Origin of the sequence: uncultured Sphingorhabdus sp. (genome assembly GCF_937872355.1) — a bacterium.
GTDB lineage: Bacteria > Pseudomonadota > Alphaproteobacteria > Sphingomonadales > Sphingomonadaceae > Sphingorhabdus_B.
In genome coordinates, this window is the sequence record NZ_CALMSV010000012.1 from 1 (window position 1) to 16,819 (window position 16,819).

The following is a 16,819-nucleotide window of genomic DNA, read 5'->3' on the forward strand; positions in this document are numbered from 1 at the left end:
CGCTTCTACTTGCGCGAGGCGCGCAAGCCCGGAGAGGCGCTGGGACTGTTGCTTGTCGGTGCTGGCGTCGTGCTGGCGCTGGTCGGCGGGATTTAACTGGCAACAAAGTCCAGCAGGGCCTGCTCATAGCGGTCGACACCGGCGCGCTTTGCTATTTCATGATCCAGCCAGCCTTTTTCAGGCAAGCTAATCGCCTCGGCTTCCTCGACTTCGGAATCGAGATCACGCATTGCTTGGGCAGGGCGGAAAATCTCCGCAAATCCCGCGCTCAAGTCCAGATCGCCCATTCGCTTGAAGAAGCGCCCGATGCTCGGCGAACTGCTGCGCATGAAGCTTTCGAGTTGGGTTGCGCGCTCACGGGTCAGCGGTGTGTAGGCGGAGAAACCCTGCAGGTGGTTGGCAACGCCCTGCACGAACAGCTTTTCCCATTCGGGGGCATTGTTGCTTTCAAGGCAGGCATCCTTGATCCGGAACAGCATGTCGGCCTCTTCGCGGCTGACAATGGCGGGGCCGTGACTGCCTGAGGCAAAGATCAGACGGCGCAGCAGATTGGCCTCGGCGGCGGTCACTGTGTTACGCAGCACGTCGCCTTCACGTGTCGGGCCTTCACCGGAGATGATGATGCGTTCGATCTGGTCAAGCGCATAGAATTTCAGGACATTGGGCAGGTCGACTGCCTTTTCCGCAAGTTTGACGAGCAGTTCCAGTTCGCCGGCGCTTTCAACGCGTCCGTCCTTGTCGATTTCTTCGATAACCCACAGCGCGTCTTTTTCGCTGACATAGCCTTTCGGTTCGCTGCCATCGATCACGAAATCGCATACAGCTTCAGTGAAAAAGGCGATCCATTCCGGATCTTTGGATTTTGCATGGGAATTCAGCTCGAACAGGGCCTGCGCATCGCGTTGCGACAGCATACCGTCGGCCCACGCCCAATGGCGCAACGCCTGTGTATCCAAGGCAGTTATGTTGCCACCTGCACGCACAGCCGCCGAAAATTGATCGAACTGGAAAGTCATCGCTCTTCCTCTCGCCTCCCGCGAACGGGCAATAGGCCGAAAGTCATAGCGCAAAGCGGTTAACCGGGTGTTACCCCGGCAACTGGATCAGTTTTGCGGTGGCGGTGCTCCTGCACCTGCCGCTCCGGCGGCCTTTTGCATCTGTTCCTGCTGTTGCTGCATTGCAGCTTCAAACTGTTCGCGCGGAAGGAAATCCTGCAGCTCGACGTCGAAAATCAACACGCTTCCACCAGGTATCGCAACTTCACCGGTTTTCTGGTCGGGAACATCATTGGGACCATAACCAATCTCGCTCGGGATCCAGATTTTATACTTGCCGCCCTTTTGCATCAGCTTGAGTGCTTCGGTGAAACCGGGGATGCCGCCCGAAACGGGGAAGGGACCGGAAGCAGGTTCCTGAAAAACCTTGCCGTCGCGGAGCGTGCCGGTGATCGAAATCATCGCGACATCATTGTCGGTCGGCGGTTTGCCTTCGCCGCTTTGAATCGTCTTTATCTGCAGACCGGACTTGGTGACGGTGACGCCTTCTTCGTCGGCGTTGTCGGCCAGATATTGGGTATCGGTTGCATATTTGCTGCGGATGTCACCCGTACCCCACCAGGCCATCCCGGCGCCAGCCAGCGCTACAACGGCAATTCCTGCCCAGAATTTGGGGATGGACCCCTTTTTGATCGGCTGGATGGGTACAGTGGTGACGGACATGGTAAACCCTCGAAAATGGAAGTGCTGCGCGCCCTCTTAGCGGCTTTGCAGACAAAAAAAAGAGCGCCCGGAGGGGCGCCCTGTTTTTTGCCGTTTGGCGACAGCAATTATTTGTTGCCGTCGCGCTCTGCAGCCTTGCGTTCCATCTTACGTGCGCGACGGATAGCAGCGGCCTTTTCGCGGGCGCGCTTTTCCGACGGCTTTTCGTAATGACGACGCATCTTCATTTCGCGATAGACGCCTTCGCGCTGCAATTTCTTCTTCAGGGCACGCAGCGCCTGGTCCACATTATTTTCGCGAACGATAATCTGCATAAAAAATCCACACTCCGAACATTTGGGCCGCAACGAATCGATCAAAATGGCAAAAAACCAGCCAATTCTGTGGCAAAAATGAAAACAGCCGCAACCAAGCTGCGGCATAACGACCGCGCCCCTATAGCGAATTGGCCCAAAGTTCAAGCCGGAATCGCGCTTTTTCCGCCAAAGCCTGCGATTTTCGGCCACAAGTTTGTTCGCGAGCTATGCAAGCGTTGCCCATTCCCGATCTGCAAGCACCCCCAGTTTCGCACGCAGCGGCTCCAGCCATTGCGCATAGGGCTTCCATGTCTCCATGCCGTCGCGATTCAGCGGACGGCGAACCTGTTCGCTGCTGGGTGTGCGGACCACTCGATCGAGCTTGTGGAATTCGAGAACCGCAGGATCCCATTCGAGGCCAAGATAGCCAAGCGCCGCGCGCAATTCGGTCTCGGCATCCTCGACCAACCGTTCATAGGCAATGTGGTGGACCATGCCGGGCGCAACTTTATCGAGATGCTCCATATACCGGACATAATCCGCATAACATTGGCCGATATCCTCAAGTGCGAAGGAGGAGGCATGTGCCGTCGAAAAGGACTGCGAGAAATTGGAAAAGCAGCAATCCATCGGCGGCCGGCGAATGTCGAGAAAGCGGGCATTGGGCAATATCCGTTTGATAAACAGCACGTTGCTCCAGTTGTGCGGTAGTTTGTCGACGAAATATGGACGTTCCGTTTTGCGGTGTAATTGGGCTCGGCGAAGATAATCACGGCCCATTGCATTGGCCTGTTCGTCGGGTATTGCAGCTACAAGCTGGGGCACGGTCACCTTGCCACGGCGCGTTGCCATTTCCATGACTGACCTCAGGATTGCTGGCACATAAGGTAATTCGCCTACCGGTTCCATCGCAGGGTGGCTGCCGAGCATTTGCTCGAGCAATGTTGAACCTGATCGGGGTAGGCTGACAATGAATATCGGCGTCACATCTTCAGCGGATGGCCGTTCCAGCCGCTGGATGAAGGCGCTATCGACCGTCCGGATAGTCTCGTTGACTTCGTCGGTCAGTTCCTGCGCCTGATAACCGATGCTATCGGCGCGCTGCTGGTTGCCGATTGAATAATGGTGGAACGCTTTGTCGTATGATTTGCGGTCATGATAGGCGCGGGCGAGCGCGAAATGGGTGGGGGCGCTGTTGCGGATATCGATCGCGACAGCGATCGCGCGCTGCATTTCGACGATATCATCGTCGGTCAGCACCCGGCTTTTGATGCTGGCCAGACCCCACCAGGCTTCGCCGCATTCAAAATCGATTTCCGCGGCCTTGCGATAGGCGGCGACAGCCTCTTCGACCTGGCCTTCGGCGCGCAGGCTGTGGCCATAGGCGATCCAGTAATGCGGCCGCTCGGGATGGCTTTCGACCAGTTCTTTGCGGATGTCTTTCGCCGCCTCGGTCTTTCCCATCTTGTCGAGGATGATGCCGAGCATTCCGCCGAAAACCGGATCGCTGCTCTCTTGCCGCAGCATCGCAAACATCGCACTCGCCTCGCCCAGTTTTTCCTGCTGGTTGAGTGTTGAGGCAAGGCTGCGGCGTGTTTCGAGGTCGCGCGCACCTTTCGCAATTGCTTTACGCAGAAATTGTTCGGCCTGCCCCAATGCACCGAGTTGCATTGCGATCGTACCGAGCAAAGCAAGGCCGCGCGGCTCATCTGGCTTTTGCCGCAAATGCGCCATCGCCTTTTGCGCCGCATTTTCCAGCTTGCCAGCCTGCATCAGCTTTTCGGCTTGGGCGAGCAAGGGGTAGGCGGAAATAGTGGTCTGATTCATGCGGAAAGACCCTATGCGTAGCCAAGCAACGCGCGCAAGCCCGGCGCCTGATAATCGACAAGCGCTTTGTGCCGGGCGCCCAGTGTTTCCGGAAACTCGACAGCGACGCCGGTCAGTTGCTCGCGCGCGGTTCCGCTTTGTTTTCGGTCGGAGCCGATGGCAATACGTTCGCGCCAATCTGCAGGGCATTCAATTCCGCAGGCTTCGAAAAGGTTGGCAAAATAGGTGGTGGCTGCCTCGCTATCGATCGTGCCGAGGTGGTGAACAAGATCCTCATATTTGACGATGTGGGTCTTGGTGCCGAGCCATGCGGCGACATTGAGTTCATATATGTCGTTGAGCGAGGGTGCCTTGCCCGGCAGGCCGAAAATCATCATCGTCAGCAGTTCATCGACATCGAACTCGCCCGATTTCAGGTGGTCGACATTGCCGCTGAACTGTTCGGACAGGAAGAAGCGGGCGCGGGCGATGACCCAATCATAGGGGTCGCGATACAGCAATACGCGGCGCGTAGGTGCGGTCTCGATCACCGATGCGTCGGCCATGAACAAATGGCCCCAACTCATCATCGGGCGCGCGGGGCTAAAGGCGTGCTTGTGCTGCTGCAGGTTCGGCCATTGGATAAAATCGGCTTTATATTGCTGCTCGACCGGTACGAACATGCGCAAGATGTTGCGCAGCAGGTGGCTGCCGCTTTTGGGCAGGCTGTTGAGGAAGAGCGGCTGGCGCAGCGGCGATTGCACGAATTTGCGGTTTTCGTCGTCGAGCGTGTCAGGCTGTACCCAGACTTCAGGCATGATGCGACCAATCCAATCTGCGCTGCATAAATAGAAACCGGGCGGCATGTTGCCATGCCGCCCGGTCTTTCCCAAGTGGGTTTATCAGAACTTCGCCGAAACGTTCAGGAACGCGCGGCGTCCGACGAACGAATATTGCGAAGCTGCAACAACCGGGCCGAGGGTGGAAATCTGGCCACCGTTCAGCACCGAAACCCGTGGCGGGCGGGTGTTGAACAGGTTGCTGACACCAAGGGTGATGTCAAACCGGTCGTTGATTTCCTGCGTCAGCGAGAAGTTGTGATAGAAGGTCGCTGGCGTGGTCAGTTTCGGGCAATAGAGACCGCGCGTCAAAGAGTTGATGCACGGGTTATTGCCGTTGCGGCGAAGGAAATCGCCCACATCCGAAGTGCCGCCGATGACATTGACGCCGTAGAAGAGTGACGTACCGCCACCTTGAGCTTCCCAGATGAAACGGAAATCGCCAACCCATTTCGGCGAACCAGCCTCACCATTGGTCGAAACCAAGGGTGAAGTCGGCAGCAGACGCACATTGTCCTTCATCTGCCAGGTCATATCGGCACGTGCCGAGAGTGTACCAAGCTTGCCAAAGTCATGACGGATATCGACGGCCACATCGACGCCGGTGTTGCGCTGGGTCGAGATGTTGACGAATTTGTCACGAATGTTGGCGACGTTGAACGGCGCAGCCGTTTGACCACGGGTGAACAGATCGCAGAGCGGTTCGGTTGCGAAATTTTCCGAGTCATAGCAGCCGAACAGGATGTTCGCGCCGCCAAGCTGGGTGATTTCGCCTTCCACCTTGATGTCGAAATAATCGACCGCAATGTTGATCCGCGTATCGGGCAGGAAGCCGAAACGCGGCGTCAAGATCGTGCCGACAACCAAGGCTTCCGAGGGTTCCGATTCAAGCACACCGATACCGCCCGAAGCGGTAATATTGGCCGAAACGCCGGCACCGCTGTGGTTGTTCGGAATACCATCAGCGGCGCAGTTGTCTGCGATACGCTGCGAGATATTGCCAAGGGCCAGATTGGTGCCCCAGTTGATGCAGGGGTCGATACGGCCCTGTGCAACCGAGCTGGTTTCGTCGGCCAGGAACTGCTCGAACAAGGCAGGTGCACGATAGGAGGTGCCGAAGCTTGCGCGGAAGCGCAGCCAATCGTTTACCGCCCAGTTGGCGCCCAGCTTGTAGGTGAAGTTGCCCTTGTCGCTGTCGCTGAAGCCATCCGACGCGCGGGTTGCCTTGACGTTTGTCACACGTCCGGCAGCGGACAGGGTAAATTCCTTGAAGAATGCCTTGTCCGCCAAAACCGGGATGTTGAGCTCGCCAAATGCTTCGAGCGTGTCGCTCTTGCCCGCGGTAATGCCCGACGTCGAGGTGCCCCAGGCATTGCCTGCACGGGTGATCTCACCGGGCGTGTCGTTGATCTTGTCGCGACGGCCCGTGACACCGGCGGCGACCGAAAGCGGACCTGCCGGCAAGTCGAACAGATTGCCGGTAACAGTCGCTTCACCCGTCAGCTGGGTGTAGACAGTCTTGCCTTGTTCCCAATCGAACAGGAAGTCGATCTGCTGCTGCGACAGATTGCCTGCAAGGAAGTTCGGATCTGTCCAGGGGATATCGATGCACTGTTTGCCCGAAATCGGGGTCACGGTGCCGACGCAAGAGCCGAACTGGAAGTAGCCGGTGTCATACACGTCCTGCAGTATCTGCTGGGAGCGGTAGCGGCCATTGCTCTTGCTGTATTGGCCGTAGATTTCCCACTTCCAGTTGCCTGTGCCGCCGAAATCGCCACGGAAACCGCCAACGCCGCGATAATAGTCAACTTCCTGGCTACTATCCGACTGGTTGGTGATCCCGGTCGGGCTCAACAGGTTGACGCCCTGCCAGCCATCGGCCCAATAGTTGAAATAATTGCCGGCGCCGGTGCCATAGAGGTCGCCGGTGTAGCCGAAGTTCCAGAACTGGCGCCAGCCATTTTGGTAGGTCTGGCGGCGGTTAAACAGGAATTCGCCGAACATTTCGATCGAATCTGTGATCTCATAGGCGCCATCAATATAGGCGGTGTAGAGATCGGTTTCCGGAATGATCGTCTGCTCTTCGACAAACGGATGGTAGCTGTTTTGAACAGCCAAGGATTCGGCGCTGTATCCAGTCGGGAACCAGCCAGCCGGTGCGGCAAAGTCGCCCGAGAAAGCCGGTGCGCCGAATGCCGGGATACCAAGCGTTTCGCCAGGATACTGATACTGCATCAGGACGGTGCTACGTCCAGCCGCTGAAGCAAGGCCAGACGAAGTATTGATTCCAGTGTTCGGGCCACCAGGGCCATCAAGCCGCATGTTGCCGATCAGGTTGTAGGTCCAGACGTGTCCCCAACGCAGGTCTTCGCACTTGAACTGGCCGGTACGCGGATCGACGAGGTCCGCGCGGCTGCCATCCTGACGGAAGGTGTATGCTTCGGGGCAAGCAAGATAGGCGCGATCACCGCGGGTCAGCTCGTTGGTGTGCTTGTAGTCGGCTGCCACCATGATGTGGCCGCGATCGAATTTTTTGCCGTAAATGGCGCCAATGCGATATTCTTCGCCACCGCTGTCGAACGGCATCGAGACGTTACCCGAGAGGTAAAAGCCGTCCATATCCTTCTTGGTCAGAATGTTGACCACGCCGGCAACAGCGTCCGAACCGTAAACTGATGATGCGCCGGTTTTCAGGATCTGGACATTTTCAGCCAGCGCCTGCGGCAGCACGTTGAGGTCGAACGACGACACCGCACCGCGCGTACCAGCGGGACCAGCGCGACGGCCGTTCAGCAGGACGAGCGTACGATTGGGGCCGAGACCGCGAAGATCGATGGTCTGCGCGCCGGGGCCGCCTGCGGTCACAAAGTTGGACGAAATGGCAGCAGTGATCTGCGTTGAACCCGATGCGATGGGTGAGCTTTGAAGCGTAGCGGCAAGATCGAACTTACCTTCTTTCGCCGAAATTTCGGTATCGATTACGGTTACCGGATCCGGGCTGTTATACGGGCTGACAGATTGAATGCGCGTACCCGTTACGACGATGGCGTCACTGGCTTCTTCCGTCGCGGTTTCATCTTCACCTTCGGCCGCATCCTGCGCGAAAGCCGGTGTAGATAGCATAATTGCAAGTGCAGATACCCCGACCAAGCCCAGCTTGCGGCGCATCGAATCATTCGAAGCGATTTTTTTCATGTTATTCCCCAGCTCATTGGTTCCCCGTTTGTGGGGACACCAAACTATTAGTTTCTGGTCGGTTTGCAGGCGCAAATCTCACAGAAATAATCACCTCACTATGTTCAATTGCGGTGAATATTGTCAACCGTGTGGCAAGAGATAGGGCGGCTTACCGAATATTTTCCCTAGCATGATGCACTTTTGCCACAGCACTGGTACAAACATTACGAATTTTGGTGTCTTTGTGAAATTAACTTTCGAAAGCGCGTCGCGTTAAGGGGCGTCCGGCTATTTGCCGGGTTTCGCGTACCAAGCAATTTCGCTTTGGTTTTGGCTTTGAAACATCAGACCGGAACGGTAGAGCGCATTCGATGACCAAACTTACCGTCAATGACCGGCCGGTCGAATATCGGATGGACCCGCAGACGCCGTTGCTATGGGCGCTGCGCGATGCCTCGAACCTGACCGGGACCAAATTCGGTTGCGGGCAGGGCGATTGTGGGGCCTGCATTGTCGATATCGATGGAGAGGCATTGCGATCCTGCCTTGTGACGCTGGCAGAGGCCGAGGGCCGGTTCGTGACCACAATCGAGAAACTGTCGGTTGATCGCAGCCATCCGGTGCAGCAGGCCTTTGTTGCGGCCGGCGCGGTACAATGTGGTTTCTGTACGCCGGGTATGATTATGGCGGCTTCGATCCTTCTCAAAAAAAATGCCAGCCCGACTGACGCGGATATTGACGCCGCTATCACCAATATCTGCCGTTGCGGTGTCTACCCCCGGGTGCGCGACGCCATCCAGCGCGCAGCACGGGTTATGCGCGGCGAGGCCAGGCTCTCGGTTGCCCCGCCGCCGGGCATCACGCCGGAAGACGCAGCGGCTGCGGTCCCTGCGTTGCGGGTGAAGAAAGACTAACTCGCTTCAATTAAGGGCTTTTCCTTTGGGCGGCCTTCGCATAGTCAGTCAGCACCAAATAGTGGGTCGCGTCGAAAACTGTCCTTGGGAGGAAAGAATGACGCTTGCCCATAAGTTCCGCTCTGTTTTGATCGCCTCGCTGCTGTGCAGCACACCGCTTGCGGCGCAAGTTCCGAAGGAACAGCTGCTATCACCGCCAGCAGATGCTGAGAGCTTCGCGATCATTTCTTCGGGCGGTGAGCATGGCACCGCGTCGATCTGGACCCAGCCCGACGGGCAAATCGCCTCGCGGATAAGCTTCCTGTTGCGCGGCATGGTCACAGAAGTCGACGAAGTCATCAAGCTTGGCTCCAATGGCTTGCCAGAAAAAATCGTCCTGCGCGGGGTAAATCCATCAGGTGACGTGGCGGAAACGTTCGAGATCGCAGATGGCAAAGCTGTCTGGAAATCGCCGATCGATAGCGGCTCAGCCCAATATGATGGCACTGCACTTTATTTGCCGCTCGGCGGGACAATGTCCGACCTCAAATATTTTGCCGAAGTTCTGCACAAGGCGCCGGGGCGCAAATTGAAATTGCTGCCCTCGGGCGAGTTGCGGCTGTCGAAGCTGGTCGATATTCCGGTGGGCAGCGGCCCGACCGCCAAGACCATTTCGTCGTGGCGGATAGACGGAGTGTCCCTGGATCCGGCGTTGGTACTGTTGGATGAACAGGGCAAGTTTTTCGGGACGGTGCAGTGGATGGGCTTGCTGCCCAAGGCCTATGCCGGTGATATGCAGAAAATCACCAAGGCGCAGGATGATGCCTTGGCAGCGGAAAACCCGGCGATGGTTGAACGCTTCGGCAAGGTTTCTCCGATTCCGGTCGCCTTCACCGATGTCCGCCTATTCGACAGTCTTTCCGGCAAATTCGTTGATGGTCAGACCGTGTTGGTCGATCAGGGTCGGATCAAAGCGGTCGGCGATGCAACAAAAATCCGCGTTCCACGCATGGCGAAGACCATTGACGGCAGGGGCAAAACGCTGCTCCCCGGTCTTTGGGACGCCCACATGCATGTTGGCAGTGACCGGCAGGGGCTGATGCTGCTGTCGATCGGCGAAACATCGGCGCGCAACCCGGGCGGCGATGTTGCTTCGACGGTTGAACGGGCAGGACGCATCATGCGCGGGGAATTGCTCTTTCCAGCCATTTATTCGTCGATGCTGATCGATGGTTCCGGCCCGCTCGCTGCGCAAATGGCGGTGACGGCAGATACGCCTGAGCAGGCAGTTGCCGCCGTGCGACAGGCAAAGGAAAAGGGCTTTGCCGGGGTGAAGTTCTACACATCGATGCAGAAGGAGCCGCTGCTGGCGGGGGGCGCCGAAGCAAAGAAGCTGGGGCTGCATGTCCATGGCCATATCCCGGCCAAACTGCGTGCGTCCCAGGCCATCGACGCGGGTTATGACGAGGTGACCCACATCAACATGGTGATGATGGAGGCGATGCCCGATTCCGTTGTCGAGGTGAGCAACGGCATCGCCCGTTTCAACGGCCCTGGCCAATATGCCAAGGATGTCGATCTCGATGCCGAACCGATGAAGTCGCTGATTGCGAAAATGGTCGCTAAAAAGACCGTTGTCGATCCGACTTTGGTGACCTTTGAAGGGATGTATGTTCCGGAAAATGGGGAGTTGCAGGAGGCTTATGCTGCATTCCAGGGGACCATGCCCTCGACAACCGAACGCTATTTCCGGGTCGGCGGTTTCCAGCCGCCCGAAGGGGTGACGCGGGCAGACTGGCGCGCCAGCTTTGCCAAAATGGAAGCCTTGGTCAGCAAGCTTTATAAAGCGGGCGTGCCGATCGTTGCCGGGACCGATGGCGGAGGGTTGGAACTGGCCCGCGAACTGGAACTCTATGTCCGCGCTGGCCTGACCCCCGGAGAGGCGTTGCAGACCGCGACCATTGTGCCCGCGCGGATGGTGGGAGCAGATTCAGATACCGGTTCAATTACGGTGGGCAAGGAGGCTGATTTGGTTCTGGTCGAAGGTGATCCATCGAAGGATATTTCGGCTGTGCGGCGGACCAAATGGGTGATGAGCGACGGCGCGTTGATGAATGCCGATGAGTTGCGCGAGGCAGCCGGTTTTTCAGGGCCACCCCGCTAAGCGCTCATGCGACTGCGAGAACCATAGTCAGCAGTCCCAAACCGGTGGAAAGATGAACGCGAAGGCGCATCCAGCCTGCGGGCAAGGGGATGTGCCTTCCGAGCGCGGAATCGACCATCGGTGACAGCAGCAGGCAGACTGCCAAAATGCTGAGTGAAGGTTCAGGCCATTCGAGCCCCCAGATCCAGGGCAGGTAGGATGCGAGTGCGATCAGGCTGGGCGCGACGGCAACCGGATAGAGCCAGCCTGGCGGGTTGGCGGCGTTGAGCGCCAGCCCCCACCAGACACCGCCGAGGAAGCTGAAGATAAAGGCTGCATAGCCATAACCACCGGCCAGTGCGATCCATTCGAGGGTGGGATCGTACAGGATCATGGCGACGGCGAGTATCTGCGGCAGAAGGCCTGCATAGCCTAACCATTTGGCGGCAGTGGTAAGGGGTGTGGCGGTTCCTGTCATGCTATCTGCAATAGCTTTCGCTATCCCGGCACCCAACACGACCTTATGCCTGTAGTGCCGCTGCTTTGGCGAAGCGCTAGGCGCGGGCCATGGCCAAGACGCTCGTCCTGATTTTGGGTGATCAACTTACCCCGGGCATTTCCGCGCTGCGCGATGTGGATCAGGCCGAAACGTTGGTTTTGATGGCCGAGGTCGCGGACGAGGCGGGCTATGTGCGGCATCACAAGAAGAAGATCGCCTTCCTCATTTCCGCGATGCGCCATTTTGCGGAGGAATTGCGCGGCGCGAGTTGGCAGGTCGATTATGTCCGGCTGGATGATGCAGCGAATAGCGGCTCGCTCGCAGGCGAAGTGTTGCGCGCAGTCGACCGGTATGGCGTATTCCAAGTCCGTGTGACCGAGCCCGGCGAATGGCGCGTGCTGCACGATTTGCAGGCGCTGGATACCGCGCTCGACCTCCAAATTCTGCCTGACGACCGCTTCATCGCCAGCCATGCCGAATTCGATGGCTGGGCCGAGGGACGCAAGGCGCTGCGCATGGAATATTTCTACCGCGAGATGCGGCGCAAGACCGGGTTGTTGATGGATGGTGATGAGCCAACTGGCGGGCAATGGAATTTCGACCATGACAATCGCAAGGCCGCCGCGCGCGACCTGTTGATGCCGCAACCGATGCGCTTTGCGCCTGATGCAATCACCCGCGAAGTGCTCGACCTCGTTGATGCTCAGTTTGCCGATCATTTCGGCACGCTCGAACCCTTCTGGTTTGCCACCACCCGCGTCGATGCAGAGGCGGCGTTCGCGCATTTCCTGAAAACTGCGCTGCCACATTTCGGCGACTATCAGGATGCGATGCTGGCGGGAGAGAAATTCCTCTACCATGCGGTGGTCTCACTCTATCTCAATTGCGGTCTACTCGATCCGATGGCGATGTGCCGCGCTGTCGAGGCTGAATATCGGGCGGGCCGTGCCCCGCTGAATGCAGCAGAGGGCTTCATCCGCCAGATTATCGGCTGGCGCGAATATGTGCGCGGTATTTATTGGCGCGAAGGGCCGGATTATGTCCGCCGCAATGCACTTGGTGCTACCCACCCGCTCCCTGATTTCTACTGGAGCGCCGATACTAAAATGGCCTGCGTCAAGGCGTGCGTCGAACAGACGCGCGATGAGGCCTATGCCCACCATATCCAGCGGCTGATGGTCACCGGCAATTTCGCGCTTCTCGCCGGGATCGATCCGCACGAGCTGCACGAGTGGTATCTGGCAGTCTACGCCGATGCCTATGAATGGGTGGAAGCCCCCAATACGGTCGGCATGAGCCAGTTTGCCGATGGCGGCCTGCTCGCCTCCAAGCCCTATGTGGCGAGCGGGGCCTATATCGACCGGATGTCGGATTATTGCCGTGGCTGCGCTTATGATGTGAAGGCGAAGGCGGGGCCAAAGGCCTGCCCGTTCAACTATCTCTATTGGGACTTCATCGCCCGCCATCACGACCGGCTGAAAGTCAATCCGCGCATGGCGCAGATGGTGCGCAGCTACGACCGGTTTAGCGAGGAGCGGAAGGCGGAAATCGAAAGCGATTCAGCCCGCTTTCTGGCTGACCTTTCCTGATCGGCAGCGATCGGAACAGTAACGCACATTCTCCCAATCGCGCGCCCATTTCTTCCGCCATGTGAAGGGCAGGCCGCAGGCCGCGCAGGTCTTGGTCGGCAGGTCCGATTTCTTGCGCATCTTGGGCATGGTTCAGAGTGCCAGTTTCAGTTGGTCGGCCTTGACGCCCGCACGCTTGCGGTCGGCGGTGCGTTTGCGGCTGCCATGTTTGTGGACAACCGCCTTGGCCTCGGCCCGGGCTTCAGGCTTGCGGCGTAGCGCATGAATCGCATCCTTGGCGAACTTTGCCGCAGCCGCATGGTCGACAATGCGGTCGGGGTAATCGGGGCATAGCCGCGCCTGTTCATCGGCGGCCAGTTTCCATGGTTCGTGCAGCCATGCATCGGGCACATTGGCCAGTTCGGGCACCCAACGGCGTATGAAGATACCCGTCGGGTCCTGGTCATATCCCTGCTTCACCGGCGAATAGATGCGGATCGTGTTGATACCTGTTTCACCCGCTTGCATCTGGCATTGCGGCCAATGGATTCCGGGTTCGTAATCGATGAACTTGCGGGCGAGCGCGGTCCCGCTTTCCTGGCAGGGCAGCCACAGGTCATAGCTCGCAAAGCTCATCAGCATTGCCCGCATGCGGAAATTGATCCAGCCGGTGGCGTTCAGATAACGCATCGCGGCGTCGATAAAGGGATAACCGGTGCGACCCTCGCTCCATGCCGCGAGCTTCACGGCATCGGCGGGTCGGGGGCGCAATCCTTCGTAAATCCGCGCCATCGGGCGATATTCGGCTTCGGGTTCGCTCTCCAGCTTTTGAATGAAATGGCAATGCCAGTGCAGCCGCGCGATGAAGCTGCGCAGCGATTGCCGCCACGCCTTTTCCGATTGCGATAGCTCGCGATAGCGCGCCTGCGCCGCTTGGTAAGCCTCGCGGACTGAGAGCGAACCATAGGCCAGATGCCAGGAAAGACGCGAACAGGCGGTTTCCCCGCTCAAGGGTGAAGACATTTCGCGGGTATAATGTTCGCCGCGCTCATGCAGGAAGCTGTGCAATGTGGCCAAGGCTTCGGCTCGGCCTGCGATAGGTGCGCGTTGCAAGCCATCATCGGCCAGTTCCAGTTCCGCTGCATCCGGCAGCCCGTGGCATTCGCTCCGTTCCCAAATCAGTAGCGGCGGAACCGGCTGGGCTGGCATCGCCATCATCCGGTCCCACGCCTGTGCCCAGCGATCACGGTTGACCTTTCGCCCGCGCCAGACGCCGAACTGTCGACTTTCCTCGAACGCGATACCCTCTGCCTTGCACCAGCGGCGCACCGCCTTGTCGCGATCAAAGGTCCATTCATTGCCGGTTTCCTCATGCGCACGTAGCACGAAGCTGCCATGTGTCGCCTTGATGGCTGCCAGCGTTTCGACCGCATCGCCAACGCGGATACACAACTGCCCGCCTTTTGTGGCTATGGCCTCGCCCAGATCGGCGATGCAGCTGCGCCAGAAATTCCATTGCCGTGCCGAGGCATCGGGCTGCCGCCAATAATCGGGCTCGATGATGACGAGCGGGAGAATGCGGTCGCGGATTGCCGCTGCGCAAAGCGCCGCATGGTCCACCAGTCGCAAATCGCGCTTGAACCAGACGACTTGCAGCATCTTAAAAGGGAATCCTCTCGCCATCCCAGGCAAACAGCTGGCCGCTCTCTTCGGGCGTTAGCCCGGCCAGCACGTCGAGCATCCGCCCCGCAGCATAATCCGGGGTGAACAATTTGTTTTCCGCTACCCTGCGCTGGAATGGTTGCGATAGCGCAGTGTCAACAGTGCCTGGATGCAGGGCGATGATGATCGCCTGCGGATGGGTACGTGCCATTTCGATGGCGAAATTGCGCACCACCATATCGAGCGCGGCTTTCGATGCCCGATAGGCATGCCAGCCACCCAGCCGGTTATCCGAAATCGAGCCGACCCTTGCGGAAAGCACCGCAAAAACGCTGCGGCGATCTTTGGGCAAGCGGGGTAGCAGATGCTTTCCGATCAGCGCCGGCCCGATTGTGTTGACCGCAAAGGCGGCCGTATATCCTTCCGGCGTTTGCATTTTCAGGCTCTTTTCGGGCTGGACCTCGGCTGAATGTAGCACACCGGTAGAGACGATCGTCAGATCCGGAGCGCCGATGCTACCGGCCGCTTCAGCGATGCTCGCTTCATCGTTCAGGTCAAAAGTGAAGGGCCGAACCTTTGGGCCAACATCTATATTTAACCGCGCACCTGCATGGATACAGGCTATGTCTGGTTCGGCCTGCAACCGACGAACTAACGCTGCGCCGATTCCGCCGCTCGCTCCAAAAATGCAGGCATTCAGACCTGGGGAGGACGGTGAGTGCATTGGATAAAGATGTCGCACCACAGCGTATGCGGCAATTCGGGAGAAACGCTGTGGATGCAGCAAAGGTAACCAGTGCAGATTAGCATTGGATATACTGCATCTTGCGCGCTAAGCCGGTTCGGTTCCAATGAAAGTGAGTTATTTCAATGCGAAAAGCCGCTCGTTTTACTGCTGCGTTTGCAATTCTCGGTTTGCTTGCAGGCCCGGTTGCCGCTGCCAGAATCTCCCTCCTGCCCAATGCAGTCCAAGGTATCTGGATGAAGGACGACAGCGAAGGGCGTGCGCAGTGCAAGGCTTATTTGGCAGCGATGCAGGCCGATAGTGAGGATGCGCATGCCCAGCTTGTCGGCGCGGAAGTGATTAGCGGCAATATGCTGCACAGCTATGCCGAATATGGTGAGGGCAATTTCTATCAGCCAAAACGGATCGAGAAGCTTGGCAAGCAGACATGGCGGATTACGGCTGCGGTCGGGATAGACGGATCACCCGAAGGGCAGGACAGCGGGACCGCCAAATTCGAGCTGTCGCTGGTGAGGGGCAAATTGAAATGGGATATGGAATCGTTCGACGGTAAACCGGTAGATAGCTGGGACGCGCATCTCTATTTCCGTTGCACGGCAGTGCCGACCGGAATGTACGCCAGCTGAGCCTGCTGCTCAGGCTTCCAGTTCGATGTCCCAATAGAGCCAGTCGCGCCAGCTATCGTGCAGATAATTGGGCGGGAAGCCGCGGCCGCGATCCTGCAATTGCCAGCTGGTCGGGCGGATCGCCGCCATGCGCAGCTGCATATGTGCTTGCGCGGGCGTGCGCCCGCCTTTTTTGAGGTTGCACGGCAGACAAGCGGTGGTGACATTTTCCCAACTTGTCCGGCCACCCAGGCGTCGGGGGACGATATGGTCAAAAGTCAGATTGTCGGTGCAGCCGCAATATTGGCACTCGAACTTATCACGCAGGAACAGGTTGAAGCGGGTGAAGGCGGGATATTCGCTAGGCTTTACATATTGGCGCAGCGCAATGACCGAGGGGATCTGCATGTCGCGGCTTGGGCTGTGAACATGGCGTTCATAGCTGGCGACGATATCGACCTTTTCGAGGAACACCGCCTTGATCGCGGTTTGCCACGGCCAGAGGCTCAACGGATAATAGCTGAGCGGCGTGTAATCTGCGTTCAAAACGAGTGCAGGACAATTATCGGGATGTCTTGCCCGCTCTACAGCTTGGAATGATCCGGCGTGGTACATGCCTCGAACCCTCTCCCCATGCTTTTAACACTGTTTCTTCCCTCTCCCAAGGAAGTTACAGCATTTTGACATGAGGCAGATTATGGCGGCATAAATTGACGTCAAGGGGGCAATGGACACCATATATGGTAATTCTGTGGGTAAAATAGCAGGCATCCCATTTGCGCTGCAACAGGTCGTGGCCACCCGCTTTGCACCCAGTCCCAATGGTCGGCTGCATGTAGGCCATGCCTTTTCGGCTATGTGCGCGCAT

16 protein-coding genes are annotated in these 16,819 nt (G+C 58.1%); 5 read left to right on the forward strand and 11 right to left on the reverse strand.

The features are described 5' to 3' along the window. Nucleotides 1-92: 92 nt before the first annotated feature. The 6 genes from Q0239_RS00450 to Q0239_RS00475 form a co-directional block, all read right to left on the reverse strand. Nucleotides 93-1,016 carry a hypothetical protein gene (locus Q0239_RS00450; protein WP_298596684.1) on the reverse strand — a complete coding sequence of 308 codons (924 nt, stop codon included), beginning with the start codon at nt 1,014-1,016 and terminating at the stop codon, nt 93-95. An 87-nt stretch (nt 1,017-1,103) separates the two neighbouring features. Next, nucleotides 1,104-1,718, reverse strand: coding sequence for an FKBP-type peptidyl-prolyl cis-trans isomerase (locus tag Q0239_RS00455; RefSeq protein WP_298596687.1), 615 nt, complete (start codon nt 1,716-1,718; stop codon nt 1,104-1,106). Nucleotides 1,719-1,825: 107 nt separating this feature from the next. Then, nucleotides 1,826-2,032: a 30S ribosomal protein S21 gene (gene rpsU, locus Q0239_RS00460; protein ID WP_298596690.1), complete on the reverse strand. Its 207-nt coding sequence runs from the start codon at nt 2,030-2,032 to the stop codon at nt 1,826-1,828. Nucleotides 2,033-2,239: 207 nt separating this feature from the next. Beyond that, nucleotides 2,240-3,841, reverse strand: coding sequence for a tetratricopeptide repeat-containing sulfotransferase family protein (locus Q0239_RS00465; RefSeq protein WP_298596693.1), 1,602 nt, complete (start codon nt 3,839-3,841; stop codon nt 2,240-2,242). A gap of 11 nt (nt 3,842-3,852) precedes the next feature. Further along, nucleotides 3,853-4,638, reverse strand: a complete 786-nt coding sequence (locus Q0239_RS00470; protein WP_298596696.1) for a hypothetical protein — start codon at nt 4,636-4,638, stop codon at nt 3,853-3,855. A gap of 84 nt (nt 4,639-4,722) precedes the next feature. Next, nucleotides 4,723-7,854, reverse strand: coding sequence for a TonB-dependent receptor (locus Q0239_RS00475; RefSeq protein ID WP_298596699.1), 3,132 nt, complete (start codon nt 7,852-7,854; stop codon nt 4,723-4,725). A gap of 353 nt (nt 7,855-8,207) precedes the next feature. Here Q0239_RS00475 and Q0239_RS00480 point away from each other — a divergent pair, with 353 nt between their 5' ends. Both Q0239_RS00480 and Q0239_RS00485 read left to right on the forward strand, forming a co-directional pair. Beyond that, nucleotides 8,208-8,750, forward strand: a complete 543-nt coding sequence (locus tag Q0239_RS00480) for a (2Fe-2S)-binding protein (protein WP_298596702.1) — start codon at nt 8,208-8,210, stop codon at nt 8,748-8,750. A gap of 97 nt (nt 8,751-8,847) precedes the next feature. Next, nucleotides 8,848-10,893: an amidohydrolase family protein gene (locus tag Q0239_RS00485; RefSeq protein WP_298596705.1), complete on the forward strand. Its 2,046-nt coding sequence runs from the start codon at nt 8,848-8,850 to the stop codon at nt 10,891-10,893. Nucleotides 10,894-10,897: 4 nt separating this feature from the next. Here the strand turns inward: Q0239_RS00485 and Q0239_RS00490 are convergent, their stop codons facing one another. After that, nucleotides 10,898-11,350 carry a DUF3429 domain-containing protein gene (locus Q0239_RS00490; protein ID WP_298596708.1) on the reverse strand — a complete coding sequence of 151 codons (453 nt, stop codon included), beginning with the start codon at nt 11,348-11,350 and terminating at the stop codon, nt 10,898-10,900. An 89-nt stretch (nt 11,351-11,439) separates the two neighbouring features. Here Q0239_RS00490 and Q0239_RS00495 point away from each other — a divergent pair, with 89 nt between their 5' ends. Next, nucleotides 11,440-12,960, forward strand: coding sequence for a cryptochrome/photolyase family protein (locus tag Q0239_RS00495; protein ID WP_298596711.1), 1,521 nt, complete (start codon nt 11,440-11,442; stop codon nt 12,958-12,960). Here the strand turns inward: Q0239_RS00495 and Q0239_RS00500 are convergent. Genes Q0239_RS00500 through Q0239_RS00510 form a run of 3 tightly spaced genes read right to left on the reverse strand, consistent with a single transcriptional unit; the run spans nt 12,931 to nt 15,325 of the window. Then, nucleotides 12,931-13,089 carry a DUF2256 domain-containing protein gene (locus tag Q0239_RS00500; protein WP_298596714.1) on the reverse strand — a complete coding sequence of 53 codons (159 nt, stop codon included), beginning with the start codon at nt 13,087-13,089 and terminating at the stop codon, nt 12,931-12,933. The genes Q0239_RS00495 and Q0239_RS00500 overlap by 30 nt on opposite strands. 3 nt (nt 13,090-13,092) lie before the next feature. Continuing rightward, nucleotides 13,093-14,598: an FAD-binding domain-containing protein gene (locus Q0239_RS00505; RefSeq protein ID WP_298596717.1), complete on the reverse strand. Its 1,506-nt coding sequence runs from the start codon at nt 14,596-14,598 to the stop codon at nt 13,093-13,095. A gap of 1 nt (nt 14,599) precedes the next feature. Next, a complete protein-coding gene (locus Q0239_RS00510) occupies nt 14,600-15,325 on the reverse strand; it encodes an SDR family NAD(P)-dependent oxidoreductase (protein WP_298596720.1) in 726 nt (241 codons plus the stop codon). 146 nt (nt 15,326-15,471) lie between these two features. Between Q0239_RS00510 and Q0239_RS00515 the strand changes: the two genes are divergently transcribed. Next, nucleotides 15,472-15,972 carry a hypothetical protein gene (locus tag Q0239_RS00515; RefSeq protein ID WP_298596723.1) on the forward strand — a complete coding sequence of 167 codons (501 nt, stop codon included), beginning with the start codon at nt 15,472-15,474 and terminating at the stop codon, nt 15,970-15,972. A 9-nt stretch (nt 15,973-15,981) separates the two neighbouring features. Here the strand turns inward: Q0239_RS00515 and Q0239_RS00520 are convergent, their stop codons facing one another. Beyond that, a complete protein-coding gene (locus Q0239_RS00520) occupies nt 15,982-16,566 on the reverse strand; it encodes an HNH endonuclease (protein ID WP_298596726.1) in 585 nt (194 codons plus the stop codon). A gap of 112 nt (nt 16,567-16,678) precedes the next feature. On the opposite strand from Q0239_RS00520, the gene Q0239_RS00525 reads away from it, so the two are divergent. Next, on the forward strand, nt 16,679-16,819 hold a 141-nt coding region (locus Q0239_RS00525; protein ID WP_298596729.1), incomplete at its 3' end, for a glutamate--tRNA ligase family protein.